Genomic DNA, 24,762 nt, shown 5'->3' on the forward strand with positions numbered 1-24,762 from the left:
CTTGTGGTTAGAGTTAAATGTCGCTAAAAATAATGGAAATACCCGCTATTTCTCTCAATTTTGATGTAGAGCGTAAGGTTAAGTTTGATTTCACCAGGAAGCTAACTGGTATCGACTTAGGATTGGAATCGTTCTACACAGACTCACAGGGCAGGCACATTGGAAATCCTCGCTTGTTGAGGAAACCACAGAGGGCTTTGAAGGAGCTGTAAAAACGAGTTTTTCAACGCCCAAAAGAGGGAAAAATAGAGCCAGAGCTTGGCAGAAATTAGCTAGGCAGCATTTGCGAGTAAGCAGGCAGTGTCAAGACGGGTTGTGTAAGTTATCCAGTGCGTTAATAGCGTCTAATGACTTTATTTGAAGCGAGAAACAAAGTGAGCTGAGTTCGACCGCTTTGGCTTTTTGTAAGTTGTTCAATCTTTATCCTCCATTAGATTGATTAAGTTATTACCTGTGCTTGTTAGATTTGCAAGCGATAACACGTTATCTCTGATAAACCTTAAGCCATTTTCTTCCAAGGGTGATATATGACTTATAACGATCAAAGTTTGGATAAGCCTTACAAAAAAGCTGACTCTAGAAGCACAGGTAAACGCTATATTCGTTCAGAAGGCACAAGCCTGGGTGCGGAGTTAGATAAAGAGGAAAATGCTCCTACTCTGGAAAGTATAAGCATGGAAAGCACAAGCACAGGTGCTGGGTTACCTCAAACAGAAAATGCTCCTACTCTGGAAAGCACAAGCACGGAAAGCACAAGCACAGGTGGTCGGTTACCTCGAACAGAAAATGCTCCTATTTTGGAAAGCATAAGCACGGAGAGCACAAGCACAGGAGCTGGGTTACCTCCAACAGAAAATGCTTCTACCATGACGCCTCAACCCATTGCTCTGCCACCTGCGACTGACATGAATGTACCTTTGCTTGGTTCAGGCAGCCCAAGTCTAGATGCTGGGTTAGCTACAGACAAAAAGAGTTCTGCCAATTCGCCTCAACCCGTTGCTCAGCCAAAGGTAACTGAGAGTGTTAGCAACGCTGCCAAAGCTACATCTGACACCAGCAAGAGTGCAGCTACCGGCAGTGGCATGAATCCTAGAGTAGCTAGAGCACTAATGGGAGGAGCCATTGGTCTTGGGTTGGGTGCTGCGTTGGGCACATTAGCTGGGGCTTTGGCTCGTAAGAAAACTGCTCAAGGTCTTGACCGCGCGATACAAGGCGTAGGAGACGCAGCAAAGACTGTAGCTGAGGGTGCTAACCTCACGGCTAAAGGCGTAGGGGAAGCGGCAAAGACTATAGCTGAGGGTGCTAACCTCACGGCCAAAGGCGTAGGCGCAGCGACAAAGACTATAGCTGAGGGTGCCAGTCAGGCTGTAGTCGGTGCCTTACAGGATACAGGGGAGAGTGTTAACTACGTTGCTAAAGGTGCCTTGGAAGCAACCAAGAATACCGCTGAGAATGCTAACCACGCGGCTAAAGGTGCGTTGAACGCACTCAAGGGTGCTACTAAGGATACAACCGAGGGGGTTAGCGATGCAGCCAAAGCTGTAGGGGATGCACTCAAGGGTGCAGCTAAGGATACCGCTGAGGGTGTTAACCAAGCCGTAACAGGAGCATTGGACACGGTTAAGGGTATAGCTGAGAATGCCCAGCAATCTGTAGTCAGTGCAAGCGACGCAGTCAAGGATAAAGCTGAGGATGCCAAGCAATCTGTAGTCGGTGCCTTAGACACCGCCAAGGATAAAGCTGAGGATATCAAGCCATCTGATAATGCGTCCGACAAGGTAGCTAAAGAGCGGGTGATTATAGATAGCTCGCCCTCGTCGGTCTACACAGGTGCGGTTGGCATTGCAGAGCCAGTTGAAACCCAGGTCGAGGTCATTTCAGACCCAACGGAAATAGACCGAATTGTCGAGCAAACTCAAGATGTAAATATTGGAACGTCCTTTGTTCTTGATGAAGGGGATTTGAGTGCAGGGCATAGTGTTGAGTTTTGAAAAGTGGTGACATGAAAGAAGCAAGCCTTCGTAGGTGAAAAATTGAGTCTTTGCAAACTAGTCGGACACGATAACGTTGAAGTCGAAGATCAAATCCTTCGGGTAGCCTACAGGCAAAGCAATAAAGTAGTCATAAATATCTAGGGATTAATCGCAGTTCCTTTCCGTGACGGACAGAGACGGTATCCTCAGGTCTTTATGACTACCGACAAAAACAGCAATTAACAAGTTAAGTTACCTAATTTTTTTGGCTTAGCGTCTTTTAACCGCAGAAAAATTCGGTCTAAGTGCCGCTTTTTCTTTGTATAAACAGACAGCTATTCATCACTTTTAGTACCAAGGAGATGATTATATGAGTGACAACAATCAGGTTTTGGATGCACATGAGATAACCGTTGAGCAGATTCCGTATGAATCCAGTGCTGATTCAAGAGACACAGGCATGGATAATGCGTTCGCTAAAGTAGCAATTGGAGCAATTATTGGTGCTACATTGGGGGCAATAGCTGGTGCTTTGGCTCATAAAGGTACAGCTCAAAGAGTTAACCTGACTGTAAAAACTGTAGGGAACGCCGTCAAAAATGGAGCTGAGCGGGTTAACTACACTGTAAAAGATGTAGGGGACGGAATCAAGAATGTAGCCGAAGGTGTGAACTCCACTGTAAAAGATGTAGGGGAGACCGTTAAGAGTACCGCTGAAGGCGTTAACTACACTGTAAAAGATACACTAGACGCTGTTAAGGGTACAGCTGAAGGTGTGAACTCCACTGTAAGAGATGTAGGAGACACTGTTAAGGGTACAGCGGAGGGAGTTAACGAGACAGTCAGAAATACAATCGACGCCGTCAAGGGTGTATCTGAGGATGTCCAGCCATCAGGTAATCAGTCCGTGAACACATCCGATAAGCAGAGGACTTACATTTTAGTCCCAGTAGATAACGAAAACGAGCAACTTGTTAGGTGAACTATCCCTGTAGATGCACACAACGCCAGTAGCTACTGGTGAAGCGGTAGTTGACCAGTTTTGAATTCAAAACGTCGCTACCGCGATCGCACATGCCGAAGTCTTTATTCTTCGCTTGCAGGTTTTTAATTACAAGAATTGCCACATCTATCGACTTGCGCCCAAACTTTTGTTACAGGTGTTGCAGGTCGAGTTGTATTAGGAGGTGTTATAGATTCTACTTTAAGAATCTTGAGCTTCTCTGTCGGCTTAATAATAGCTAAAGCTTTCTGTTCTCTAGCGTTAAAATTAGGTGCCTGTGGTCTATTTTGCCTTAATGTCACGCCCGGTCTAGCACTTACATTTACTATCGCTCCTACTGAGGGAATAACAGTTGAATTGATAGACCCTGAACCCTTAATTAGAGATTTTCCAACGAGTCTGGAAGCTGAACCATTGTTGATATTCCCTAGAAAAATCCAGCCATCTGCAATTGTTTTCGATGTTGTTTTTGGAGATGGCTTTAGACTTTGATTCGAGGTTGGAGGTTTTGTTGCTAATTGGGATAATTTTGGTTCTAGATTAGATTTTCTGGATATAATTCCTAATGCAGGTGATTTGATTGCTAAATTGGATTCTGGAGATTTTGTGGCTAACAGGTTTTGTCTTAAACTAAATCCCCAGACTGCACCTATCAAACTTATAGTAACGGCTCCTATCAGAATTCCCGTTAATTTTTGGATTTTTTCAGTTTTTAATAGATTTCTTTGTTGTTCAAGCTCTTGAGCAGTTTCTTGTTGATTGCGCTGAAATTCTTCTTGCCTTTGTTGAATATTTTTATATTCAATGGCTATGATGTCTATTTCTTTAAGCGTCTCAGACTCTTGTGCATCCTGTAAGCTTTGAGGAGGCTGTTCTTTAACCTCATGACTAACAAGATGCTCCTGGCTTAGTCTCCTCATCTTCACCCCAACTAGCTGATATTCATTTAGCTTGTTGTTGTAATGCTCAGAGGGCTTGACCTCTTCATCTGTAGCTTTTGCGGAGTTCTCTACAGCTATTACAGAGGGTTTTGCTTCCTCTGTTGTATCCTTTACTGCATTCCCTACACTGTTCCCAGTAGGGTTAACAGTCTCAGTTACACTCTGGGCTGCACTTACTACAGAGGGCTGGGCTTGCTCAGGATTATCTATTGTTGGGTTCTCTACCTCTATTACAGACTCGTTAGCTACACCCTTTACCGCCTCCTCTATAACTATTAGAGAAGGCTTGACCTCCTCATCTGTATCTTTTACTGCATGATCTAGACCGTTTATGGTGTGGTTAACACCTTCAGCTACTACAGATGATTGAGTCTCCTCAACTGTATCTTTGGTGGCGTCTTCTACACTTATAAAAGAAGGCTTGACCTCCTCATCTGTATCTTTTACTAGATTATCTAGACCGTTTATGGTGTGGTTAACACCTTCAGCTACTACAGATGATTGAGTCTCTTCAACTGTATCTTTGGTGGCGTCTTCTACAGTTATTACAGAAGGCTTGACTTCCTCATCTGTATCTTTTACTGCATGACCTAGACCGTTTATGGTGTGGTTAACACCTTCAGCTACTACAGATGATTGAGTCTCCTCAACCGTATCTTTGGTGGCGTCTTCTACAGCTATTACAGAAGGCTTGACTTCCTCATCTGTATCTTTTACTGCATGACCTAGACCGTTTAGGGTGTGGTTAACACCTTCAGCTACTACAGATGATTGAGTCTCCTCAACTGTATCTTTGGTGGCGTCTTCTACAGCTATTACAGAAGGATGGACTTGTTCATCAGCATCATTTACTGGATTACCTAGACCGTTGACAGTGTTGTTAACACCTTCAGCTACGCTCTTGGCTACATCTACGACAGAAGGTTTGACCTCCTCAACTGTATCTTTGATTGCATCGACTACAGCTATTACAGAAGGCTTGACCTCCTCAACTGCATCTTTTACTGCATTCCCTACAGTTTTTACATCGTTGACAGTGTGGTTAACACCTTCAGCTACACTCTTAGCGGCACCGACTACTGATGATTTGGTTTCCTCAACAGTATCTTTTATGGCATCGACTACACTTATTACAGATGATTTGGTTTCCTCAACAGTATCTTGTATTGCATTCCCTACACTGGTCGCACTGTGGTTAACAGCCTCAGCTACTCTCTCGGCTGTTTTTGCTGCCTCCACTACACTTCCTACAGTGCGGTTAACACGTTGAGCTGTACCTTTACCGACGAAAGCACCCGCTACTGCACCGACTATACCGCCAACAACTCCTCCAACTCGACGACCGAGTAAAACACCAATCGCTGCTCCAACTAACCCGCCGCCTATGCCTGTTCTTGCTCCATAAGCCGCACCTTGATCTCTAATGGGGTTAGTCTTTTCGTCCTGATGATCAACAGGCTGCCTGTTATCGCTCATAGTAATTGTTTGATGTATACCAAGGCGGCATCATGCCTATCCAGAGCAACTTGTTATTTATGACCCAATTTAACAATCTTAGGTAAGACCTTAACCGACCTAAAGGGGTAGATTGCGGAAGGAACGAATGTGTTGAGAAAGGTCTGTTCGCGATCGCACTCCATTTTACTCGGCTTGATGCCCTGCAATTGATAGGCTGTTTCTAAACAAGTGTAAATGTCTGGAGATCCCCCTAAATCCCCCTTAAAAAGGGGGTCTTTCAGTCAGATCCGTATAGACTTTACTTAAATGAGCTTGGATGAATAGCCCATACTTGCCTACCGTTGATGCTGGCACTATCTGATAAAGATGGGTGTTCCATTCGTCAAGTTGACGTTTCGTCGTGAATACAATAGTATTCACTACATGGTATACACTGTCATTGATTTATTTGCTGGTGCTGGGGGCTTGACTACAGGTTTTCACTTGGCGGGCTTTCAGACAATATGCGCTATTGATAAAAGCGTAAAAGCTTTAGCAACCTTTAAGCATAACTACCCACAAACTAAGCTTATTCTTTCAAAGGATATCCGTACAGTCAATGCTAGAGAGCTTCGACTGGCACTTGAATTAGAGCGGGAAGAGCTAACAGCCATAATTGGTGGACCTCCATGTCAAGGATTCTCTCGCAACATTCCTGCTGAGTACCGATATTTAGAAGATCCTCAAAACCAACTATATAAAACTTTTTTAGAGTTTATAAAAGAATTCAGACCTTTATATGTTGTGATGGAGAATGTACCCGAAATTCTAAAAGCCTATAAGGGTACAGTTAGAGAAGAGATCACCATACAACTAGAGCGGATGGGGTATGGAGTAACATCTGCATCATTAAATGCTGCAAACTACGGTGTTCCCCAAACTAGAGCAAGAGCTTTTTTTGTGGGATGTTTGAACAGTGCTGCTCCTAGACTCCCAGAACCTACTCATCATGGAGATATTAGATCTCTCAAGTCCAATCAACAAAGTATTCAACTGAATATACTACAACCCGTAGCCTCTTCTATTGTTACTGTCAGAGACGCTATTGGAGATTTGCCAGCACTAGAAGCTGGACAGGAATATACCCTAGAGGCATATATCTGTGAACCGCAAACTGACTATCAAAGGTTACTACGTAGTGGTAGTAACGCGCTCGTTAATCATATTGCTCGTGAACTGAGTCCCATCCAAATGACCAGAGCTAGAGCTTTAACAGAAGGACAAGATGCCAGAGATTTGCCTCCAGAGCTAGCCCCAAAAAAGCATTACAGCGGAGCTTATGGAAGGCTTTACTGGGATAAACCCGCCAGAACTATTACTCGATGGGTTTTTCACCCTGGCTCTGGAAGATTCTTTCATCCCATACAAGACAGAACTATCACAATCCGTGAAGCCGCAAGGCTACATTCTTACCCAGATAAATTTCACTTCCTGGGTTCATACACTCAAATGGCTGATCAAATCGGAGAATCAGTACCTCCCTTATTAGCTAAAGCGCTCGCTAAATGTATCCTCCAGACGAGTCATCATTATCATCTTGCGTTGAATTAAGCTTTTGCTGAAGTGTTGACATGATAGCTTTCACATACTCGTCAGGTGTAAGACGGTTTCGCTCAATTCCGAGCCGAATTGGTTGCTCTGGAATAGTTTGAACCTTGAACAGCTGCTTTTGGTTTTTGTACCAGATTAGTGTTAGTTGACCATCAACTTTTCCCTGTAATCCTTTGCCTGCCTCTCCAGTATTCCTATCTATCGACCAGTTCCAGGAAAACTTAGCCGGATCGAGTGGGGTTAGGGGGTACTCAACATAGACATATTCAATGGCATTTTTCTTCTTGCAAAGAATGCCTTCGTTGCTATTTGTTACACCTTGCAGATTGCGATCCTGTATTAGCTTTTGGTTCCAATGGTGAATGATGGCTTCTCCGAGGGTTGCTGGCGGTGAGTCTACTGTCAAGCCCGGAAAGCCGAGTGATGTTGCTTTTGTAACCACATCAGCTCGTTGAATTACAAACGCAAAAGTAAGTCCAGGATTAAGGTTTGGTAGCTGAATTGTTTTTAATGACCAACCTGTTCGTGTTTTGATATCAACAGCATCATGAAGAAGCTTAGTGCGCCCAGATGTTGGATCTGAAAGGGGAATATTCTTAACATAATGAAATATAGCTTCCCAGGAGTAATCCTCTATCGAGCCGACAATGGGAGCTGCGATTGTAGCAATGATAGCTTCCCTTAATCTCTCAACTTCGTCACTCGTCAGCATCAAGAGATTCCTCAACTGCCTCCAGCAGTGTGCTCATCGTTACACCTAGGGCAGTAGTGATTTGATAGAGAACCCGGACGGATGGACTTTTCAACCCTCGCTCAAGTTGGCTGATGTATGTTCGATGCAGATTTGCAACCTCTGCAAGATACTCCTGTGACCAACCTTTCCCAGTGCGAAGTCGTTGTATCTCTGCTCCTAGAAGACGATCTAATTTTTTGAGTGGCATTAAAGCTAAGTTAATGCCTTGAATACAATAGTTCTATAGACTATAGTATTCAAACCGATGTAAGCTCCTTGTAATATGTAGATTCAGCCTGCTAGAAGAATCAACGGACATGGTTGAATTCAAAACTGCACAACAGCTAACTGACCTCCGGAACCAGAATACGTCCGGCAAAACCCGATCGCATATATCGTTCCATCACATCTCGACTAATCGCTTCCCCCTTACCCGCAGCAACCAAAGCCACGCAAGCCCCCCCGAACCCAGCACCCGTAAGACGTGCCCCAAATACTCCAGGGGTTTCCTGTAGCATCGCCACCAATGTATCCAGAGCAGGCACCGAAACTTCGTAATCATCGCGTAAGCTAGCGTGGGAAGCGTTCATCAACTCACCAAAACGCTCTGCTGATACTCCCTGTAGAGCCTCCAGTACTCGGTTATCCTCAGTGATGACGTGACGAGCACGACGACGTTGCGGTTCGGGTAAGTCTTCCACAGCTTGCGGATCGGTAATATCCCTCAGCGCCTTTACCCGCAAGAGATGCGCCGCCTCTTCGCACTCAGCGCGTCGCTGGTTGTAGCCACTCCCTGCCAGAGTGCGAGGCACACCACTATCTATTACTACAACTTCTGCCCCAGATGGAAAAGGTATCACCTGACGCTCAAGCGATCGCGTATCGAGAAATAGCATATGTTCCGTATCAGCTAGGCTCGACGCCATCTGATCCATAATGCCGCATTGCACACCCGAATATTGGATTTCTGCCTGCTGTGCTAGCTGAGCGATCCGCACATCATCGATATCTAAATTTAAGAGCGATCGCAACCCCCTAAGAGTCGCCACCTCCAAAGCCGCACTGCTAGACAACCCTGAACCGATCGGAACCGAGGAAGTGACGTGCAAATTAACAGGCGGTACAATCTGCCCTTCCCCCTCTAACAGCCGAACACACCCGAAGATATAACTGGCAAATCCAGAGGGTGTATGATGATTTTCTGAAATACTCACCCGTTCGTCAAGTTCCACCGAGTAAAAGTGATGCTGTCCATCCTTGCTCAAACCCAGTTGCACCTTAGTGCGTTGGGGAATAGCCGTTGGCAATACAAATCCATCGTTGTAGTCGGTGTGTTCGCCTAGTAGATTCACCCGTCCCGGCGCACTGGCTTCTGTTTCAGGTGATGCACCAAAAATCTGCTGAAAGTTCATCATGGTTAGTTGAGAGCCAAAAAAGTATTTTTGTGGTAATGTTTTTGCTATTTTATTGAGATCAAATCCATTTTTTCATTGCTGTCGGGTTTTATTTTAAAAATTGCTAATTGGGAATAAGTATGAGACTATAGCCCTCCTAATTTATTTGTGAAATTTGATTTTTTTTATAAACCACAGACCCACACAGAGCGCTCCAAGAGAGAAAGAAAGGTTCTCATGAATCATCTAGGACTGAAGAGAGAAAGCCATTATGTCTTAGGAATTAACTTCCTCTACATATAATAATGATGCCACTACAGAGGGTATGTTCTATTTTATTAAGGTTTAATGTGATTGGCTTGACAAGACATTTTAACGTTCTAATTCTGTTAATTCCAATGGGAGATGGCGGCAACGGTAGAGCGCACGAATAATTAGTTATAGTTCCACCCATTGAGTCTGTTGGGATTTGTCCTTCAGACGCTTTTTTTATCGGAAAAGGGAGAAAAATGTGACTTTAGCAATCATTGTTCATGGAGGAGCCAAAACGGTTTCAGAGGACAAAATTGCGGCGAACCACGCGGGTTGCCTTGCAGCCGTTGAGGCTGGTTGGGCGGTGCTTCGCAGTGGTGGCAGTGCTGGAGAAGCTGTTGAGGTAGCAATTCGCGTCCTCGAAACGGACCAGACTTTTAACGCTGGATTTGGCGCAACTCTCAATAGTGAGGGAGAGGTAGAGCTAGATGCGGCAATCATGGAGGGCGCGACCCTAGGTTGGGGGGCAGTGGCGGCAGTTCAAGGGGTACGCCATCCGATCTCAGTGGCACGGAAGATTATGGATGACAAACCCCGGCTGCTAGTGGCGCGGAGCGGCGAACGCTTTGCCGCCGAACACGGAGCTGAGATGTGTGCCAAAGAAGATCTCATTAGCGACGAGCAGCAACAGGAGTGGGAAGAGGAGCAGGAAGTTTTGGATCGCCCTAATACCGTTGGCTGTGTAGCTCTAGATGCTAGCGGTACCCTAGTTGCTGGAACCTCAACTGGAGGAACCACAGGTCAGCCTCAGGGTCGCGTTGGTGACACAGCCCTAGTGGGTTGTGGCTTGTATGCTGATAATCGTTTGGGTGCTTGCTCAACAACGGGTGATGGTGAGTCCATTATCCCCGTGGTTCTTGCTAAGACAGCGATCGATTTCCTAGCTGGGAGCCGACATCCAGAGGAGGCCGCGCAGATGGCGATTGACACTTTGGTATCTAAGGTTTCAGGCGAAGCGGGTTGCATCCTCTTAGACCGCCAGGGACGAATAGGATGGGCCTATAACTCACAGGACATGGCAGTCGGTTATATGACCGCAGAGATGGACAAGCCAGCCGTGTTTACCAACAAAGAAGCAGAAAATGAGTTAAAGCCAGAATGGCTTCAGTCTGCTTAGCCACGTTATTGCAATCCTTTAGTCTGTAAGTTCTGCTCGACGTGCTGCATTTCCTCTAGCGTCTCTCCAGCGACGATTCCATAAATTTCGGTGTAGATTTTTCCGTATTTGACCTTCTCTAGAGCCGAAAGGATGATAAAGCTCTTGCGATTTAATTCGGCTTTTAGAGTCACTAGAATGGAATCCAATGTTCCATCCATACGGTAGTCACTGGAATATTTAGCCACCTCTTTTCCCAGTCCTAGGAGAGTATGGCGCTGTAAACAAAGTGGAGTTGAGCCATTAACGCGGAAATTAGCGTCGATCGCATAAAGCTGTCCATCTTGGTCTTCTAGCACATCGAAGCCAATCACTCCGAAATACCCCTGCTGGTGAGCATACTGACCAACGGCGGCAATCATCTCAAAGAATCTGCTCATGTCAGTTTTATCGTAGTGAATCAGTCCTCCTAAATAGTTACCTTCTGGGGTGACGAGTTGGCTGGTAGTGCCGATGAGTGTGATATCTCCTGTCTTGCTAACGTAGAACTGCACGCAGTAGTTCTGCACTTCATTTTTAACGAACTCCGAGACAATAATCGTATCGAGCAGCTTAATATCAAGATATTTCCTCAGTTCGTCAAAACAGTAGCGTAGGTCGCTAGTACTTCTGATGATGTAAGTGCCTTCTCCAGAAAGTCCGTGGGATGTTTTGATCAAGTAGGGGAATTGTTCTGGTAGGTCAATGTCTTGCAGAGCAATTTCGTGCAGATTGTAGCTCTTGTAGTTCGGACATTGCACTCCCAGTTCGGCTAGTGTCACTTTGCTGAGTAAGCGGTAGTGGGTATCTGGATTAACAGCATGTTTTTCAGGTTTCAGATTATCAAAAGGAAATAGCGTGATGATGCTGTCAAAGCGATCGCTTTGGCTAAGTTCATCCAAATAACTTGAGCAATGTATCCGCTCCAGATTGGAATATTTGAAGCCAAAATGCTCCCTCCAGTAGTCAATTAGCAAGGTTTGCACTGGACTGATGACAATGCCCGGAAGGGCATCGCCTAACACCGCCAAATTTTTCCAAGGTTCTTTCTCGCAAATCTTGTCGAAGGAGGTTTTCGTCGCTTCACTACTGCCGTCTTGAAGAAAGTATTTTTTCGTGTTGGGATAAGCAGCCCAGCTAGCAGTCGCCGGGTAATTTAAGAGGAATCCACAACGGGTATCTGTGGTGTCTTGTGCAAACAGATCAGAAAGCGAATTTCCCTTAAAGTATTGAAAGTTATAGGTTGAGTTCATAAAAATTGCCTCTTTGGAACAAAAGCTGCTCAGGCTGCACAATGATGAGGTCTGGAGGTTGGAAGCTTAGGTTTTTAATTCATAGCATCAATAAAACTGCCCTCCATGGATGGGCAAATTGCCCATCCCCAAGAGTTTCAAAAATTTAGTCATGTAAAATTGAATGCCCATTAGTTGAGCCGAACCCCCCCTTCGAGAATTACCGATACAGCCTGTAATTCCTTCGCTTTCTCTTCAGGTAAGGCATCATTAGCAAACATTCCTGCCGCCAGTTCGGTTCCGGCTAAGTACTTCAGCTTATCCGGGGTACGATACGGCGGATAGAATTCAGCGTGCAGGTGTGATTCCGGATGGGGTTGACCGTCAGTCGGTGCCTGGAACCAAGCCATCAAATAAGGAAAAGGGCGGCTCCATAAACCGTCATACTTGAGAGTAACGGTTTTTAAGGCTTTAGCCAGTCCTCTACGCTGCTCGACGGTAAGGTCGATAAAGGTTGCAACTGGCTCAAGGGTGGCAATCCATACTTCGTAGGGATAACGCGCACACACGGGGACAAATGCGATCGCATGTTCATCCAAATACAGAATCCGCTGCTTGTCCTCAATTTCCTTCTGTATTAAATCTTGCAACAAACCCCGCTGGTGTTCCTGGTAATATGCCTGCTGCCGTTCCTGCATTCGTGCTGGGACAGGTGGCACAAAGGGATAAGCGTAAATCTGACCATGGGGATGAAGCAAAGTCACTCCCATCTCCACACCCCGATTCTCAAAAGGCAGCACATACTGAATTTTTGGATTCTCGCCTAAAATACGAGTTCGCTCAGCCCAAACTTGTAACAGTAGCTCTAGGTGATCCAGTTCCAGAGCACCGAGGGACGCTTCAGAGTCTTGGGTGAAGACTATAACCTCGCATGTGCCATTGGCAGGGAGAGTTTCAACAATGAGCTTCGGCGGGTTCTGTGCCAAGAGTGTCATTGAAGGAAATCGGTTGTTAAAAACCGCGATATCATATTCTCCCTGAGGCAGTTCGCTAGGGAAATGAGGGTCAATGGTGGGTGCTAGCGGATTGTACTCCGGGGGCGGCATGAACGTCCGTCCCTGACGATGACTGGCGTATGCCACCCACTCACCTCGTAAGGGATGCCAACGTAAGTGGGGATTGGCTTGAATCGGTTCGTTACCGGGACTTGGAGCCTGGATGCCCTGCACAATGGGGTACCGGCTGTAGAGAGTCAGGGGACGCCCATCCGGCTTTAACAGCTCCTGGGAATACATTTTCCTCTGGCGACTATTTTAGCTTTAACTCTTGAGAGCATAGCGCCCTCTTTTTCCTATTCGCCCCTATCTAAAGTGGCATATGCAGTCGCGCCCAGTCTGCCATGAGCTGAACTTTATGGGTATAGTCGCGACTTCCAGAATACTGAGTAGGAAGATATCACCAAGGGAACGGGAGCTTTGAATCAGCTAATCGGCACTCCCGTTGCAGGGTAAGAACATGACGAAGCTTTCGAGGCTGGGGGAGCTGGGGGAGCTGGAGGAGAAGATTATGCCATATTTTAGGCACATCAGTTTATTAATTTTGTTTAATCTACTACGCCAATGATATCTATAGATAAGAACCCATAGAATTTTACTCAAACCCAATAAGGGGAGAAGATTATGCCATATTTTAGGCACATCAGCTTATTAATTTTGTTTAATCTACTACGCCAATAATATCTATAGATAGGAACCCATAGAATTTTACTCAAACCCAATAAATAGATAAACACTAATCATTTATTTATCAGTATCATTTAATATTTTTTTAGGATTTGCATCGATCAGCTAATTATTCATCGGTTGAAGGTGGTAAGCTGATAGCAAGTTACAAATGAATACATAAATCTCATCGCTCAAGGAGCGAAAGAGCCTAAGAGATTATTCTCGCCGCTCAAAATGAGCGATTCATGTAACTTAGTCTTGCCACCCTTTTAATTAAAGTAATTCCTGATTTAGGCAACTAAATCTTACGAGATTGTCTAAATGTAGGTCGCTTAGTTTGTATAAACCTAAGCGTAGGTTGCTTATGGCAGCCAAACCCTGCGACAGAATCCCCAAATTCGCCATTGTCTATAAACAGAGCAATGGTTAAGTAGCACTACAGAAGAAAGATTAACTGTAAGGAGATTTTATGACCAATTTTTCAACGTTTTCTCGACGCAGATTTTTGTTAACAGCTGGAGCATCGGTAGCTAGTTCCATATTCCTTAAAGGTTGTTTGGGCAACCCACCTTCTCCTGCTGCACTATCACCCAAGGCACAAGCGCTTGAACTGAGTCCAGAACAGGTACCGGAAACTCGAACGGTCACACTTGGCTATATCCCAATTGTCGAAGCAGCAGCACTGGTCATCGCTCAAGAAAAAGGCTTCTTTGCCAAGTACGGCATGACCGACGTTAAGCTGGCAAAGCAAGCAAGTTGGGCATCCGCACGAGACAATGTGACGATTGGTTCAGCCAATGGTGGCATTGATGGCGGTCAGTGGCAGATGCCAATGCCTCATTTAATTAGTGAAGGCATCATCACCAACGGGCGCAAAGTTGGCATGTATGTTTTAGCTCAGTTGAATACGCAGGGGAATGGAATTGCCGTTGCTCGGATGCACAAAGGCAAAGGACTGGGTTTAGACATTTCCGGTGCTGCCGACTACATCAAAGGGTTTCAACAAACCAACGGTAGGAAATTTAAAGCCGCACATACCTTTCCCCAAGTGAACCAAGACCTCTGGATTCGCTATTGGTTTGCCGCCGGTGGTGTCGATCCAGATAATGATATCGACCTCTTGGCAGTGCCATCGGCTGAAACGGTGCAAGGGATGCGAAACGGTTCGATGGATGCCTTCAGTACAGGTGACCCCTGGCCCTACCGCATCGTTGCCGATGATATCGGTCACATGGCAGCAGTTTCTGGTCAAATCTGGAGATTTCACCCAGAGGAATATCTAGCCTTGAGAGAAGACTGGGTAGACAAAAATCCCAAAGCGACCAAAGCCATCTTAAAAGCGTTGATGGAAGCGCAGCAATGGTGTGATAAGGCCAAGAACCGAGAGGAGTTGGTTCAAATCGTTTCCCAACGAAACTTTTTCAACGTGCCTATAAGGATTCTGCAACCTCCCTATGCCGGGAAGTACATGATGGGTGATGGCAAATCAGACGTTGGGGACTTCAAGATGGGACCCATGTACTGGAAAGACGATATTGGTAGCGTCTCCTACCCTTATAAGAGCCACGATTTATGGTTTTTAACCGAAAGTCTGCGCTGGGGTTTCCATAAAGGGAAGATTAACGATATCGATAGCGCTAAGAAGATTATCGATCGCGTCAACCGCGAAGACCTCTGGCGAGAAGCGGCGAAAGAGGCAGGCTTCAGTGCTGACATTCCCCAAAGTACATCGCGAGGGGTTGAGAAGTTTTTCGATGGGAAAGAGTTTGACCCAGAAAAGCCAGAGGCTTACCTCAATAGCCTTGCGATTAAGAGAGTTTAATCAAAGGCAAAGGGCAAAAGGCGAAAGGCAAAAGGCAAAGGGCAAAAGGCAAAGGGCAAAAGGCAAAAGGCAAAGGGCAAAAGGCAAAGGGCAAAGGGCAAAAATTACTCTACAGGGAAATCTTCCGATTTGTTTGCACTAACCTTTACAGCCTGAAAGTTTTCAAATTTTCATTCAACTTGTACCAAAAAACTGGAGAAAAGGAAAATGACTGTCAACACAATCAACCGCAACTCAAGATCCAGTTCAACCAACCCAATCCAAGCTTTCTGGAAAAAGCAATCTAAGGAGATTGTGCCGCCTTTGATGGGAGTTTTGGGATTCTTAATCGTATGGCAGCTATTTTCCTGGTCTGGATTGACAAGACTGCCAGGGCCACTCAGTGTTTGGACAGACCAACGGACAAGAGAACTACTTTTGTATCCCTTTTATGATAAAGGTGGTATTGACAAAGGTCTGTTTTGGCAGACTATGGCAAGCCTGGGTCGGGTTGCCCAAGGTTACTCATTAGCGGCAATTGTCGGGATTGGTACAGGTATTTTTGTGGGCACGAATCCACTGATTGATAAGGCTTTAGACCCAGTCTTTCAGTTCCTGCGAATGGTAGCGCCTTTAGCCTGGGTTCCAATTGCTCTGGTCGCCTTGCAACAAAACCAGCCTGCTGCAATTTTCGTAATTTTTATTACCTCAGTCTGGCCGATTTTAATCAACACGACCGAGGGTGTGAAGCAAATCCCGGATGATTACAACAACGTCGCCAAGGTTTTGCAGCTTTCTCGCAAGGAATACTACTTGAACATTCTATTGCCCTCTGCTCTTCCCTACATCTTTACAGGATTGAAAATTGCGATTGGATTAGCATGGTTGGCGATTATTGCCGCAGAAATCGTGATGTCAGGTATTGTCGGAATTGGTTTCTTCATCTGGGATGCCTATCAACAGAACTATGTCAGTGAAATTATCTTGGCTGTTGCCTACATCGGTGCAGTAGGCTTGCTCTTAGACCGAGCAATGGGGTACTTACAGTCCAAGATTGTTCCACAAGAAAAGAAATAACGTCGCTAATGGCTAATAGCTAATAGTAAATGGTTAATGGCTAGGAAAAACCAGAAACGACCATAAGCAATTAGCCACGACTCATAACCGATGACCAATGATTAAAGATTAAGGACTAAGGACTAAGGACTAAGGACTAATGAGTGTTTTTGTTGCTGTTGATCAAGTTGATAAAGTTTTTTCCTTGGCGGGTGGTGGTGAATACGTTGCCTTAAAAGGAATTGACCTCCACATTAAAAAAGGAGAATTTATCTCGTTCATCGGTCACTCCGGCTGCGGGAAGTCCACCCTGTTGAACATGATTGCTGGTTTGTCTCTGCCAACTGATGGTGTAGTTGCGTTGGAAGGGCAAAGAATTCAACAGCCAGGGCCAGACAAGATGGTGGTGTTCCAGAATTATTCTCTGTTGCCTTGGCGAACAGTTCGGCAAAATATTGCCTTGGCTGTTGACTCGGTGATGAAGGATTTGCCGGCAAGTGAGCGCAAAGCTATTGTAGAGCGACACATCGACATGGTGGGGTTGCGTCCTCATGTGGACAAACAGCCTGCGATGTTGTCAGGTGGACAAAAACAACGGGTTGCGATCGCACGCGCCCTCGCCATTCGCCCCAAACTGCTGCTTTTAGATGAACCCTTCGGCGCACTCGATGCCCTAACACGGGGTAATCTGCAAGAGCAGTTAATGAAAATCTGCGAAGAAAACGAAGTCACGGCAATCATGGTTACTCATGATGTCGATGAGGCCGTGCTTTTATCTGACCGGATTGTGATGCTTACTAATGGGCCAGAATCCAAAATTGGTCAGATTCTAGAAGTCGATATTCCCCGCCCACGCAAGCGCATGGAAGTGGTAGAACATCCCAGCTACTACAGCTTACGCAGCGAGATGATTTACTTCCTCAATCAGCAGAAGCGGATTAAGAAGATTCGGGCGAGAAAAACAGCCGTCGTTGCTCGTCATGGTTTGGAAAAAGTTAACCTTGACATTGGTTTTGTCCCCTTAACCGCTTGTGCTCCCCTTGCTGTTGCTCAAGAAAAAGGCTTCTTCAAAAAACATGGCTTAGATGAAGTTAACCTCGTGCGCGAAACCAGTTGGCGCGGCATTGTGGATGGCATGGCTGGTGGTTATTTAGATGCGGCTCAAATGCCATCAGGAATGCCCCTATGGTTAACATTGGGAGGTTACGAGAACCGACCCTTGCCAGTCGTCACTGCCCTAACCATGACTCGCAATGGTAATGGCATCACGCTAGATAAGCGATTTTATGACCAGGGGATACATACTCTAGCTGATTTTAGAAAGATGCTGTTAGACTCCCCATCTCAACAGCACAGAATGGGGATGGTTCATCCCTCCTCCATGCACAATCTGCTGCTGCGTTACTGGTTAGCTGCCGGTGGCATCGACCCTGACCTGGATGTGGAACTCAAGACTATTCCTCCTGCCCAGATGGTCGTCGATTTGCAAGCGGGAACCATCGATGGTTACTGTGTGGGAGAACCCTGGAACATCCGGGCAGCAATGGAAGGAGTCGGCTTTACTGTAGTCACAGACTTAGAACTTTGGCCGGGACATCCAGGAAAAGTTCTCGGCGTTCGCGAAGACTGGGCTGACGCCTATCCCAACACCCATATTGCTTTGACCAAAGCGTTGCTAGAAGCTTGTCGCTACTGCGCTGATCCAGCCAATGACCAAGAGGTGCGTCAGATTACTGCTGGGCGCGAGTATGTGAGTACGGATATCAACTATATTCACATGGGAGACCCCAATGCCTCTACCTGTAGCCTAGATGTCCCCATGCGCGAATATGCCCATCACTTGTTCTATGGAGATGGTGTCAATCGCCCCAGTCGAACTGAGCAACTTTGGCACATGACTCAGTTGGCGCGTTGGGACCATACTCCCTTCCCTAGAAACTGGGTGGAAATCTTGGAACGAGTATGCCGAGTCCGCGTATTCAGCATCGCCGCAAGAGAGATGGGTCTGTCTGATATTAGTTACACCAAAAGCGGGATTCAATTGTTCGACGGTACCCCCTTTAATGCCGAAGACCCAATTGGCTATCTCAACAGTCTGCGGATTAAACGCAATTTCAGCATTGCAGAAGTTGTCCTCGATTCACGTCCTGGCGTAGCTGCTTAGAGGTTGGCCGGTTGCAGGTTGCAGGTTAATCAGTTGTTCCAATTTCCTAACCTTCAAACCTTCCAACCTTCCAACCTTCCACTTTCAAACTTTCCAACCTTCAAACCTTCAACTTTCTTATAGACCAATGCGTAACCGCCCTCTAGCCTTTAGCGATAGCCAAACCCTCCCTACCCGAAGGTCAGTAGTAACGGCTAACAACCGTGAGCCATTCCTGGCGATTGAGAATGTTTCCAAGATCTATCCGACCCAAAAAGGCTCTTTCACCGTACTTGACGGCGTTAACCTAACCGTACAAGAAGGCGAGTTTATTTGTGTTATCGGTCACTCTGGCTGTGGCAAATCAACACTGCTGAACATGGTATCGGGTTTCGCCTTTCCCACCCATGGAAAAGTTCTGCTGCAAGGGAAGCCGATCACTAAGCCGGGACCAGACCGCATGGTAGTGTTCCAAAACTATGCGCTCCTGCCGTGGCGGACGGCTTTTGAAAATATTTACCTAGCTGTCCACGCCGTTTACCCTAACAAGTCGCAAGCTGAGAAAAGAGCGATCGTTCGGGAACATCTGGCGATGGTGGGACTAACGGAAGCCGCTGATAAAAAACCGCCGCAAATGTCCGGCGGGATGAGACAACGGGTTTCCATTGCACGAGCTTTAGCGGTTCGTCCCCAAGTCTTGATTCTAGATGAGCCGTTTGGTGCGTTGGATGCCATCACCAAGGAAGAGTTGCAGGAAGAACTGCTGAAGATTTGGAACGATCATCGCTGTACCGTTCTGATGATTACTCATGATATCGATGAGGCGCTGTTCCTAGCCGATCGCTTGGTGATGATGACCAATGGCCCTGCGGCTAAAATCGGTGAGGTGATGGAGATTCCTTTCGCACGTCCACGCGATCGCGCCCGCATCATGGAAGACCCAGAATACTATAAGCTGCGGAATCACGCCCTAGACTTCCTGTTCCACCGTTTCGCTCACGATGAATAGCTTTTTCTTGGGAGACTCTCCCCTTGAGAAAAGGGGAGGTTCTTTAACCGAACCTCTTCAGTATTCGTTGTCTCAGAGCAAACTCACCCACTCCTCCACTTTTTTCCCAGGGGGTTAAAAACTGCTGCCAGAATGCACGAGTGGGCAACAGGTTGTGATAGGTTTATTACCAAATCGGGTGAATTTCCCCTCATGACGAGATGGTTTAACCCATTCAGGCGTTCTCAATCCCTAATTAGGGCGGCATTTTGGGTGCCCTTGTTTTGCTTCGGCGGTAGCTTACTCCTGCGTGTGGCTCCAACTTATGCCCAACAAAACTTGCCACAACCTCGAATCTTTGATGAATTACCGCCCCCCTCATCTTTCCCTTCCCCCTCATCCATCCCAACGTTTAACGTTCCTACCTCGCCGTCGCCCCCAGTTCCCTCCAATACACCCTCCAATACACCCTCCAATCCAATGCCCCCGGAGCGAGAGTTTAACTTCCAGGCACCTCCCGCGCCCATCCCATCTCGTGAGCCAACCGTAACATCGAATCTGTACCGAGTTGATATTGATGGAGATAGTTCTTTTGTGTTATCCCAAGTCCGGCAGATAGAACCGCAAGCGTTTGTGCGACGAGGAGAAGGGGTAATTCAAGCGGGAGTATTTACCAATGCCTATAATGCCGAGTCGCGGGTTCGTGTTTTGGCAGAACGAGGGATTCGGGCACAAGTGACCCCAATCACCGATGGTATGGAGGCTGGTTTTCGGGAGCCGATGACTCCATTCACGCCTGGTACTGATGCGGGTTTAGAGAATCCTGACAGACTCCTGAGCAATTCCCTACCGGATAACGTCGCTTCACGCGGCTATTTTGTGGTCATTCCAGGAGACAGAAGAAACTTACCCAATCTGGCTGCCGAAGTCATCCAACTTGGAGTCAGCGAGACTGCTGTGAATCAACGAGAAGCGCCCAGAGGCCCCCATGTTGCCGTTGGCCCTTTTGATAGTCGAAAGGAGGCAGATCGGTGGAGTAACTATTTTCAGTCTTTAGGAATGGATGCTCGCGTTTACTTTGGAAATTGATCAGCTCATCACATAGAATTTAGTAGCATTGCAGTTAGGTTTTTTTTACGCAGAGGTTCGCAGAGGTTGGCACAGAGGAACGCAGAGTTTGTGGAGCTTTCAGTTAATTTTTATTGCATAGAAAACAATATGATTAGTCATGAGAGTGTTCGTTGTTTTCTTCGCTGTTGGAAGGTCTCTCAAAAATTAACGGTAGCGTTACGGTAAAGGTGGCTCCCAGCCCTTCTCCTGGACTTTCTGCGTAGACTGTCCCACCGTGGAGTTCTACCAAATGGCGGACAATCGCCAGTCCTAGCCCTAATCCGCCGAAAACTCTGGTTGTTGTACTATCCTCTTGACGAAAATGCTCAAAAACGTGGGGGAGAAAGTTCGGATTGATACCTTGGCCTGTATCGCTTACCTGGATTTGAGCATAAGAGGTTGAAGGTTGAATATTTGCAGGTTGTACTGCATCGGCGAAACCGTAGTCGATGCTATCTTCCCTTCTTTCAACTTTCAAATTGTTGACTTTCAACCTTGTAACAACAGACAGTCCTACTTCTACCTTTCCCCCTTCAGGTGTGAACTTAACCGCATTTGAGAGCAGATTCCAAATCACTTGCTGTAGGCGATTGGAATCGCCCATAACTTGTCCTACATTCGGATCAAAAAGAGTCTGAATCTGAATAGACTTAGCTTGGGCGGCTAAATACACAGTATCGATGGCAGCTTCCAGGGTTGATACTAAGTTGACTGGAGAGACATTGAGGCTTAGCTTGCCTTGCAAAATCCGAGAGACATCCAACAAGTCTTCAATGAGTTGTGTTAATAACTTTCCATTACGTTCGATAGTAACTAGCGCACGTTCCGTTGTGGCTTCATCGCACTGACGGGTTCGGAGTAGATTTGACCATCCCAAGATGGGATTGAGGGGAGTTCTGAGTTCGTGGGAGAGGACGGCAAGAAATTCATCTTTAAGGCGGTTGGCTGCCTCCGCTGTCTTTTGTGCCGCTTCACTATCAGCACGGGCGATTTGTTCGCGTAAGAGCAGTTCATCCTTCTCTCGATTGGATTCTTCTAGGCGGGTGTTGGCTTGTTGGAGTTCGCTGTTGAGTTGAAGAAGCTGTTCGTTGAGTTGGGCGCGAGCTTGATGCTCTAGAACTCGGACTCCTTCCACTGCCAGTGCAACTTGAGTCACGCTCTGTTGCGTGGTAGCACATCCCACCAACAAACTCACGGCACACTGTACCAGCAAACTGAGTTTGTGGACAGACAAAACTTCTGCGGGTAAAGGGAAGCTAGACAATGAGATGGCATTGGGGTAAGTGAAGAGATAGGCAAGCAGCGTCACCAGCACACAGAAGCTGGAAATCAACATGCCGCCTGTTACCCCAAAACGAGTTGCCGCCCAGAGCATAGGTATAAAGCTCAAAAACGAGAACTGCTGAAACACAAAGCCAGCATTATTGCTTTTTGAAACGGTGAGTGCGGCTGTGGCGATGGTGAGCAGCATGATGGTGACCACTTCTACCCAGAAGCTACGGGATTGGCAATCCCGGACAAGATGCGGTTCGTTGGGTGGATGAGCCAGCGATAACCAGCCCCAGCGTTGCAAGAAGGGAGTTAGTACTAACAGGGCTGTGGGTGCGATCGCGAGTGTCCCCAGAGCATTGCCCAGCCACCAGTGCAAAATACTCCTATCTAGTCCGGACAAAGGCATCTTGCCCACAGCGACTAAAGCGAAACTCCCGACAAAAGCGGAGGTGGCACAGGCGGCTAAGGGCGCACTTAAAGTAAAGGCGACGGCATCCCTAAGGGTCGAGAGGGAAAGCGTTGCCAAAAAGCAACGCCGATAAAGAAACCAAGCCACTAAGGGTTCCGTTGCGTCGGTTAAACTCATGATTTGAGTCCAGCCTTCATTTCCCCACTGCGGTGCAATTAATATTGAACTGACGGCTGTTAGCAGAACTCCCACAGGGCCAAACCAGAGAGTCAGTGCGATCGCCACACCCGATGGGGGAAACCACAAAGACACGGCAGGCTGAATTCGGTAAATCAGCGCCATGCCGTGAGCCAAAAGCAAAACCAACAAACCCAATGGAAGAATTAGCCACCAACGTTGGGGCACAAAGAAAATAGAATTTGGCTTCCTAGGCATGGGCGTGGCGTCAATTTAGTCTAAATGACTACATAAATTGTGAGGATACAATTGTCATCCCGCCTTCCTTCCCCACGATCAACCGATGAAGCTGAAAGTGGCTCTGATTTCTCTATCCTAAAAGAAGGATTTGATTAACCCCACACTCTTGTTGAGTAGATATAGTCAGATTTCTCAGGTAATTTAGACCCTTGGCAAATACTACGAATCGGCAAGAACAAATCGAGCAAGTTGTCGTCACAGCCCAGCAAATGCGCGAGATTGAAGGGCGCATCTTTGAGGCAGGAATGCCGATTGCCGCGTTGATGGAAAAAGTGGCTGGGTTGATTTCCCTTCGCTTTCAGGCGCTTTATCCCCTTTCTCACTATCACCGTGTAGGTGTATTAGTGGGGCCGGGTCATAATGGCGGGGATGCTGCTGTGGTGGCGCGAGAGCTGCATTTACAGGGTTACGAGGTACTGATTTATCGCCCGATCGCGAAACTCAAGGAACTCACCTCTGGGCATACCCAGTATGCCGCCAGTTTAGGAATTCCAGTTTACGAGCAGATTGAGCCGTTGCAAAACTGTGACCTAATCATTGATGGGTTGTTTGGGTTTGGTCAAACGCGATCGCTTTCGGGTAACCTCGCGGATGCCGTTAACCGATTAAATCAGTGGTCGCAACCCATTGTCAGTATTGACCTGCCATCAGGTATCCATACCGATACCGGAGAAGTGCTGGGAACAGCCGTTCGGGCAACCCACACCTTTTGCTTAGGATTATGGAAACTGGCTTTTCTGCAAGACCAAGCCTTGGAGTATATCGGGAAAGCCGAGTTAATTGATTTTGGCATCCCGGCCCTGGATGTCTGGGCAATTCTGGGACAGCCCGCAGGACTGCTACGCATGACAGCCACCGTGGCGCGAAACTATCTGCCCTTGCCTCGCCCAGCCGTCACTTATAAATATAAAGAAGGACACCTGCTGCTGATTTGCGGCTCACGCCGGTATGCGGGAGGAGCCATTTTGACGGGATTGGGAGCGCGTGCCAGTGGGGTGGGGATGCTCTCGATCGCTGTCCCCGAATCGCTCAAACCCTTGCTAGTGAGTCATTTGCCAGAAGCGCTGATTATAGGATGCCCGGAAACTCCAGAAGGCGCGATCGCTCATTTACCCGAAGCCATTGATCTGGAAGATTACAGTGCGATCGCTTGTGGCCCTGGCTTGACACGAGACGCTAAGCCTGTTATACAAGCCGTGATAGAGGCTACATGCCCTCTGGTTCTCGATGCAGATGGCTTAAATATCCTTGCCGAACTCAGAACAATCCCAACCTTGTTGAGGCGTAAGACTCCCACCGTATTAACCCCTCATGTTGGGGAGTTCAAGCGTTTATTCCCCGACTCAGCGGGTTTGCTTCCAGACCGAGTCAGTGCTGTTTGGAAGGCGTCCCAGTTGAGTCGGGCAGTCGTGTTGTTAAAAGGGGCGAGAACGGCGATCGCTCATGCTGGCCGCTCTGTGTGGCTAATTCCGGAAAGCACACCTGCTCTCGCTCGTGGTGGTAGTGGGGATGTTCTCACAGGGCTGATGGGGGGCCTAGTGGCGCAACCGGCGTTGGCGGAGCAACCGTTAGAAGCCATTGTGGCAGCGGCGGCTTGGTGGCACGCTCAGGCGGGTATTTTAGCTGCCCAAGAGAGGACAGAGTTAGGGGTGGATGCGTTTACCTTGACGCAGTATTTGATGCAGGTGGTGCAAAAAGCGACGTTAATGCCGTAGGCGATCGCTCCTTTCCAACCATTGATGTGAATTTTTATAACATGTTGCGTAATTTCCCGATGAATCGCTGACCAGCCTATAGGGGCACCAGCTTCTTATGGAAAAGAAACCCACTTTTGTATCCTCACTCAGGGACGCATCGGTGAAAATTAGTCTTCTTGCATAAGGGGCAAAGTTCTGGAGATAAATACTATAGCTGCTTAGCGACCATTAACTTTTGCAAGAGATTTATTCCACCCAAACGTTGAAAGATACGCTGTATTAACCCACCCAGTAGACAGGAGAATCGATCCCTC

At 47.0% G+C, this 24,762-nt stretch carries 18 protein-coding genes; 10 read left to right on the forward strand and 8 right to left on the reverse strand.

Annotated features, from left to right (window positions below; all coding sequences use genetic code 11):
- The first annotated feature begins 527 nt into the window (after nt 1–527).
- Together NDI48_08195 and NDI48_08200 are read left to right on the forward strand one after the other, a co-directional pair.
- Nucleotides 528–1,991, forward strand: coding sequence for a hypothetical protein (locus tag NDI48_08195; protein ID MEP0831188.1), 1,464 nt, complete (start codon nt 528–530; stop codon nt 1,989–1,991).
- Between the two features lie 352 nt (nt 1,992–2,343).
- Nucleotides 2,344–2,955, forward strand: a complete 612-nt coding sequence (locus NDI48_08200) for a hypothetical protein (GenBank protein ID MEP0831189.1) — start codon at nt 2,344–2,346, stop codon at nt 2,953–2,955.
- A 1-nt stretch (nt 2,956) separates the two neighbouring features.
- Here NDI48_08200 and NDI48_08205 read toward each other — a convergent pair whose 3' ends face one another.
- The gene (locus NDI48_08205) at nt 2,957–3,100 is read right to left on the reverse strand and encodes a hypothetical protein (protein MEP0831190.1); all 144 of its coding nucleotides are present in this window, start codon (nt 3,098–3,100) and stop codon (nt 2,957–2,959) included.
- Nucleotides 3,081–5,393: a hypothetical protein gene (locus NDI48_08210; protein MEP0831191.1), complete on the reverse strand. Its 2,313-nt coding sequence runs from the start codon at nt 5,391–5,393 to the stop codon at nt 3,081–3,083. The genes NDI48_08205 and NDI48_08210 overlap by 20 nt, the downstream gene beginning before the upstream one ends.
- Before the next feature lie 348 nt (nt 5,394–5,741).
- On the opposite strand from NDI48_08210, the gene NDI48_08215 reads away from it, so the two are divergent.
- Nucleotides 5,742–6,965 carry a DNA cytosine methyltransferase gene (locus NDI48_08215; protein MEP0831192.1) on the forward strand — a complete coding sequence of 408 codons (1,224 nt, stop codon included), beginning with the start codon at nt 5,742–5,744 and terminating at the stop codon, nt 6,963–6,965.
- Here the strand turns inward: NDI48_08215 and NDI48_08220 are convergent.
- The 3 genes from NDI48_08220 to galK all read right to left on the reverse strand — a co-directional run bounded on the left by NDI48_08220 (nt 6,916) and on the right by galK (nt 9,110).
- Nucleotides 6,916–7,677, reverse strand: a complete 762-nt coding sequence (locus NDI48_08220; GenBank protein ID MEP0831193.1) for a hypothetical protein — start codon at nt 7,675–7,677, stop codon at nt 6,916–6,918. The two genes, NDI48_08215 and NDI48_08220, sit on opposite strands and share 50 nt — an antisense overlap.
- Nucleotides 7,664–7,906 (reverse strand): helix-turn-helix domain-containing protein, encoded by a 243-nt coding sequence (locus NDI48_08225; protein MEP0831194.1) that lies wholly within the window; start codon nt 7,904–7,906, stop codon nt 7,664–7,666. The genes NDI48_08220 and NDI48_08225 overlap by 14 nt, the downstream gene beginning before the upstream one ends.
- A 136-nt stretch (nt 7,907–8,042) precedes the next feature.
- Nucleotides 8,043–9,110: a galactokinase gene (gene galK, locus NDI48_08230; GenBank protein MEP0831195.1), complete on the reverse strand. Its 1,068-nt coding sequence runs from the start codon at nt 9,108–9,110 to the stop codon at nt 8,043–8,045.
- 493 nt (nt 9,111–9,603) lie between these two features.
- Here galK and NDI48_08235 point away from each other — a divergent pair, with 493 nt between their 5' ends.
- Nucleotides 9,604–10,521: an isoaspartyl peptidase/L-asparaginase family protein gene (locus NDI48_08235; GenBank protein MEP0831196.1), complete on the forward strand. Its 918-nt coding sequence runs from the start codon at nt 9,604–9,606 to the stop codon at nt 10,519–10,521.
- A 5-nt stretch (nt 10,522–10,526) separates the two neighbouring features.
- On the opposite strand, the gene NDI48_08240 is transcribed toward NDI48_08235, so the two are convergent.
- Together NDI48_08240 and galT are read right to left on the reverse strand one after the other, a co-directional pair.
- Nucleotides 10,527–11,792 carry an ATP-grasp domain-containing protein gene (locus tag NDI48_08240; GenBank protein MEP0831197.1) on the reverse strand — a complete coding sequence of 422 codons (1,266 nt, stop codon included), beginning with the start codon at nt 11,790–11,792 and terminating at the stop codon, nt 10,527–10,529.
- A gap of 170 nt (nt 11,793–11,962) precedes the next feature.
- Nucleotides 11,963–13,066 (reverse strand): galactose-1-phosphate uridylyltransferase, encoded by a 1,104-nt coding sequence (gene galT, locus NDI48_08245; GenBank protein ID MEP0831198.1) that lies wholly within the window; start codon nt 13,064–13,066, stop codon nt 11,963–11,965.
- A gap of 898 nt (nt 13,067–13,964) precedes the next feature.
- On the opposite strand from galT, the gene NDI48_08250 reads away from it, so the two are divergent.
- From NDI48_08250 to NDI48_08270, 5 genes are all read left to right on the forward strand, one after another.
- Nucleotides 13,965–15,317 carry an ABC transporter substrate-binding protein gene (locus NDI48_08250; GenBank protein ID MEP0831199.1) on the forward strand — a complete coding sequence of 451 codons (1,353 nt, stop codon included), beginning with the start codon at nt 13,965–13,967 and terminating at the stop codon, nt 15,315–15,317.
- Between the two features lie 207 nt (nt 15,318–15,524).
- Nucleotides 15,525–16,373, forward strand: a complete 849-nt coding sequence (gene ntrB, locus NDI48_08255; protein ID MEP0831200.1) for a nitrate ABC transporter permease — start codon at nt 15,525–15,527, stop codon at nt 16,371–16,373.
- A 139-nt stretch (nt 16,374–16,512) separates the two neighbouring features.
- Nucleotides 16,513–18,516 (forward strand): nitrate ABC transporter ATP-binding protein, encoded by a 2,004-nt coding sequence (locus NDI48_08260; protein ID MEP0831201.1) that lies wholly within the window; start codon nt 16,513–16,515, stop codon nt 18,514–18,516.
- A 127-nt stretch (nt 18,517–18,643) separates the two neighbouring features.
- Nucleotides 18,644–19,504, forward strand: a complete 861-nt coding sequence (locus NDI48_08265; GenBank protein MEP0831202.1) for a nitrate ABC transporter ATP-binding protein — start codon at nt 18,644–18,646, stop codon at nt 19,502–19,504.
- A 192-nt stretch (nt 19,505–19,696) separates the two neighbouring features.
- Nucleotides 19,697–20,572 carry a hypothetical protein gene (locus NDI48_08270; GenBank protein MEP0831203.1) on the forward strand — a complete coding sequence of 292 codons (876 nt, stop codon included), beginning with the start codon at nt 19,697–19,699 and terminating at the stop codon, nt 20,570–20,572.
- A gap of 133 nt (nt 20,573–20,705) precedes the next feature.
- On the opposite strand, the gene NDI48_08275 is transcribed toward NDI48_08270, so the two are convergent.
- A complete protein-coding gene (locus NDI48_08275; GenBank protein MEP0831204.1) occupies nt 20,706–22,709 on the reverse strand; it encodes an MASE1 domain-containing protein in 2,004 nt (667 codons plus the stop codon).
- A gap of 251 nt (nt 22,710–22,960) precedes the next feature.
- Here NDI48_08275 and NDI48_08280 point away from each other — a divergent pair, with 251 nt between their 5' ends.
- A complete protein-coding gene (locus tag NDI48_08280; protein ID MEP0831205.1) occupies nt 22,961–24,466 on the forward strand; it encodes an NAD(P)H-hydrate dehydratase in 1,506 nt (501 codons plus the stop codon).
- The last annotated feature ends 296 nt before the right edge of the window (nt 24,467–24,762 follow it).

Origin of the sequence: Microcoleus sp. AS-A8, assembly GCA_039962225.1 — a bacterium.
Taxonomy (GTDB): domain Bacteria; phylum Cyanobacteriota; class Cyanobacteriia; order Cyanobacteriales; family Coleofasciculaceae; genus Allocoleopsis.

Bases quoted from the DNA above. Each gene is read 5' to 3' on its own strand.
- NDI48_08195 (MEP0831188.1), top strand. From the start codon at position 528: ATGACTTATAACGATCAAAGTTTGGATAAGCCTTACAAAAAAGCTGAC.
- NDI48_08200 (MEP0831189.1), top strand. From the start codon at position 2,344: ATGAGTGACAACAATCAGGTTTTGGATGCACATGAGATAACCGTTGAG.
- NDI48_08210 (MEP0831191.1), bottom strand. From the start codon at position 5,393: ATGAGCGATAACAGGCAGCCTGTTGATCATCAGGACGAAAAGACTAAC.
- NDI48_08215 (MEP0831192.1), top strand. From the start codon at position 5,742: ATGGGTGTTCCATTCGTCAAGTTGACGTTTCGTCGTGAATACAATAGT.
- NDI48_08220 (MEP0831193.1), bottom strand. From the start codon at position 7,677: ATGCTGACGAGTGACGAAGTTGAGAGATTAAGGGAAGCTATCATTGCT.
- NDI48_08225 (MEP0831194.1), bottom strand. From the start codon at position 7,906: ATGCCACTCAAAAAATTAGATCGTCTTCTAGGAGCAGAGATACAACGA.
- galK (MEP0831195.1), bottom strand. From the start codon at position 9,110: ATGAACTTTCAGCAGATTTTTGGTGCATCACCTGAAACAGAAGCCAGT.
- NDI48_08240 (MEP0831197.1), bottom strand. From the start codon at position 11,792: ATGAACTCAACCTATAACTTTCAATACTTTAAGGGAAATTCGCTTTCT.
- galT (MEP0831198.1), bottom strand. From the start codon at position 13,066: ATGTATTCCCAGGAGCTGTTAAAGCCGGATGGGCGTCCCCTGACTCTC.
- NDI48_08250 (MEP0831199.1), top strand. From the start codon at position 13,965: ATGACCAATTTTTCAACGTTTTCTCGACGCAGATTTTTGTTAACAGCT.
- ntrB (MEP0831200.1), top strand. From the start codon at position 15,525: ATGACTGTCAACACAATCAACCGCAACTCAAGATCCAGTTCAACCAAC.
- NDI48_08260 (MEP0831201.1), top strand. From the start codon at position 16,513: ATGAGTGTTTTTGTTGCTGTTGATCAAGTTGATAAAGTTTTTTCCTTG.
- NDI48_08265 (MEP0831202.1), top strand. From the start codon at position 18,644: ATGCGTAACCGCCCTCTAGCCTTTAGCGATAGCCAAACCCTCCCTACC.
- NDI48_08270 (MEP0831203.1), top strand. From the start codon at position 19,697: ATGACGAGATGGTTTAACCCATTCAGGCGTTCTCAATCCCTAATTAGG.
- NDI48_08275 (MEP0831204.1), bottom strand. From the start codon at position 22,709: ATGCCTAGGAAGCCAAATTCTATTTTCTTTGTGCCCCAACGTTGGTGG.
- NDI48_08280 (MEP0831205.1), top strand. From the start codon at position 22,961: ATGCGCGAGATTGAAGGGCGCATCTTTGAGGCAGGAATGCCGATTGCC.